Here is a 3714-nt window from a genome sequence, read left to right as displayed (position 1 = left end):
AACCAAAACGGCCAACAATTTGGGCAACAGCTCTAGTTAGTTTGATCTCAGTAGGACTAATTACGCCCCAGCCCACAGTGGGAGAAACTACTATTGCCCAACAACAGGAATCAGCACAAGAACAACTAACCAAAGCTGAACAACTGAGTCAACAAGCATGGGTACTGAAGGAGCAAGGGAAATACTCCGAAGCGATTCCCCTCGCCCGGGAAGCTTTGAGGATTCGACAGCAAGTGCTCGGGGAAGAACACGCAGATGTGGCTACCAGCCTCAATCATCTGGCAGAACTCTATCGTGAAATGGGAAGGTATTCAGAGGCGGAACCCTTGTATACCCAATCTTTAGAGATTTATAGACAGTTGCTGGGGAACGAACACTTATATGTGGCATTAAGCCTAGATAATCTGGGATTACTCTACTCTTCAATGGGAAGGTACCAACAGGCGGAACCCTTGTTAAACCAAGCCTTGGAGATGAGGAGACGGTTGCTGGGGAACGAACACCCATCTGTGGCATTAAGCCTCAATAATTTGGGGGAACTCTACTATTCAATGGGAAAGTACCAACAGGCGGAACCCTTGTATACCCAAGCCTTAGAGATGAGGAGACGGTTGCTGGGGGATGAACACCGTGATCTGGCATCCAGCCTGAATAATCTAGCTTTACTTTACCAATCCATGGGAAGCTACGAACAAGCTGAACCCTTGTATACCCAATCCTTGGAGATGAGAAGACGGTTGCTTGGGGAGGAACACCCTGATGTGGCAAATAGCCTCAATAATCTCGCGGTACTTTACCAATCCATGGGAAGCTATGAACAAGCTGAACCCTTGTTAAACCAAGGGTTGGAGATGAGAAGACGGTTGCTGGGGAACGAACACCCTAATGTGGCAACCAGCCTGAATAATCTGGCTTTACTCTACCAATCCATGGGAAGCTACGAACAAGCTGAACCCTTGTATACCCAATCCTTGGAGATGTATAGACGGTTGCTGGGGGAGGAACACCCATCTGTGGCAACTAGCCTCAATAATCTGGCGGGACTCTACTATTTAATGGGAAGGTACCAACAGGCTGAACCTTTGTTAACCCAAGCTTTGGAGATATGGAGACGGTTACTGGGTAAAGAACACCCTAATGTGGCAACTAGCCTCAATAATCTGGCGGGACTCTACCAATCCATGGGAAGGTACCAACAGGCGGAACCCTTGTATACCCAAGCTTTGGAGATGTTTAGACGGTTGCTGGGTAACCAACACCCTGATGTGGCAAAAAGCCTGAATAATCTGGCAGAACTCTATCGTGCCATGGGAAGGTACCAACAGGCGGAACCCTTGTATACCGAAGCCTTGGAGATGTATAGACGGTTGCTGGGCCAGGAACACCCTAATGTGGCAACCAACCTCAATAATCTGGCTTTACTCTACGAATCCATGGGAAGGTACCAACAGGCGGAACCCTTGTTAACCCAAGCTTTGGAGATGTTTAGACGGTTGCTGGGCCAGGAACACCCTAATGTGGCAACCAACCTCAATAATCTGGCGGCACTCTACCAAGTCATGGGAAGGTACCAACAGGCAGAACCCTTGTTAACCCAATCCTTGGAGATATATAGAAGGTTACTGGGAGAGGAACACCCTGATGTGGCAAAAAGCCTCAATAATCTGGCTTTACTCTACCAATTAATGGGAAGATACCAACAGGCGGAACCCTTGTATACCCAAGCTTTGGAGATGTGGAGACGGTTACTGGGTAAAGAACACCCAAATGTGGCATATAGCCTGAATAATCTGGCGGCACTCTACAAATCCATGGGAAGGTACCAACAGGCGGAACCCTTGTATACCCAAGCTTTGGAGATGAACAGACGGTTGCTGGGGGAGGAACACCCATTAGTGGCATTAAGCCTCAATAATTTAGCTATTTTACATCACAGTCAAGGAAACATTGAGCAAGCCCTGGAGTTTCTCGAAACAGGATTAGACATCCAAGAACTTAATCTAGAACGTAATCTCGTCGCTGGTGCTGAAAAGCAAAAACGAGAGTACATCAAAACTATTTCTGGCACAACGGATGCAGCCATTTCTCTACACCTAAACTCAGCTCCTGATCATGAAAGAGCAGCTGGTCTAGCTTTAACAACTATCTTACGTCGCAAAGGTCGCTTACTCGATTTCTTGACCCATAGTCAGCAACTGTTGCGTAAACGCTTAGATTTCCAAAGCCAAAAATTACTAGACCGACTCAACAATACTCGCACCCAACTCGCTAACCTCACCTACAACCGACCGGATAAGCTTCCCCTTGAAGAATATCGTAATCAGCTCAATGAACTAAGGAATCAGGAACAGGAACTAGTCGCAAAAATTAGTCGGCGCAGTCGTGAATTTGCCCAAATCAATCAACCAGTTACCATCGAAACTATTCAACAACTGATTCCTGAAGATACGGCACTGGTAGAATTTGTAGAATACAAACCCTACAATCCCCAAGAGGATAGTTTTGGTAATCCCCGTTATGCCGCCTATGTACTCCGTTCTCAAGGCTCACCCCAAGGCATGGATTTAGGGGAAGTAGATGCGTTGAAACCTCTGTGGGAGATACTTGAATTATCCCTTCAAGACAAAGGAGTTACCATCCCTCAGTTAAAACAAGCAGGCCGTAAAGTAGATGAGAAGCTGATGGCGAAAGTTCGTCCTTTGTTGGGAGATAGCAGCAGGATTTTACTGTCTCCAGACAGCTACCTCAACCTCATCCCTTTTGAAGCTTTAGTAGATCAAGACAACCGGTATTTAGTAGAAAGCTATGGTTTTACCTACCTCACCTCCGGTAGGGATTTACTGAGATTATCCAATCCTAATCCCAAGCTTACCCAACCAGTACTTTTGGGAGCACCAGATTTTGATAATTCGGCTCAAACTACTGCCCTTGGGGAGGAAAACCAGATAGTAGCAACCCGCAGTTTACGTGACTTTAATCCTTCAGAGTTGAGCTTATCCCCTTTACCGGGTACTCTTGAGGAAGTAAACGCGATCGCAAAGATGCTGGGTGTGGAGCCCTTGTTGGGTGCTCAAGCTAATGAAGCAGCATTGAAACAGGTTACTCGTCCCAGAATACTACATATCGCTACCCATGGTTTCTTCCAAAACAGACCTGAAAAGGAAGAGTTGACTAATGGGGATAATGCCTTACTTTGGTCATGGTTAGCATTAGCAGGAATTAAGAACAACAAGCCAGACAATGATTTAGAAGATGGCATCTTCACAGCCTTAGAAGCAACGGGATTAAATTTATCAGGTACAAAGCTAGTGGTGTTATCAGCTTGTGATACTGGCTTAGGCAATATCAGTGCTGGGGAAGGAATATATGGGTTGCGTCGAGCGTTGGTAATTGCCGGGTCAGAAAGCCAAGTCATTAGTTTGTGGAACGTGAATGATACGGCTACGAAATATTTAATGGTGTCTTATTATCAGGGATTGCAGGATAACCAAGGGCGTTCTGAAGCTTTGCGAAGGATTCAGTTGCAAATGCTAGGAAGTCCAGAGTATCAGCATCCCTATTATTGGGCAAGTTTTATTCCTTCTGGGAATTGGCGCTCTATGGCTATTGACTAAATTAGCCTTGTTGCCCAGTTGCACCAGTGGTTTAGATCTATCTTGGTTTCGGTCAATAGCAACACAATCGTTATACACAACAATATCACCAACGGAATAG

The 3714-nt window shown here is 45.9% G+C and carries 1 protein-coding gene; it reads left to right on the top strand.

Annotation, left to right across the window (positions count from 1 at the left end; all coding sequences use genetic code 11):
• Nucleotides 1-3614, top strand: a 3614-nt coding sequence (locus F6K57_RS39530) for a tetratricopeptide repeat protein (protein ID WP_364306047.1), incomplete at its 5' end; no start/stop codon positions are given.
• Nucleotides 3615-3714: the final 100 nt, after the last annotated feature.

The sequence above is a fragment of the Moorena sp. SIO4A5 genome (assembly GCF_010672005.1).
Lineage (GTDB): Bacteria > Cyanobacteriota > Cyanobacteriia > Cyanobacteriales > Coleofasciculaceae > Moorena.
The sequence above is the reverse complement of the archived record's forward strand: the minus strand, read 5'-3'. Positions and strand labels throughout refer to the sequence as shown.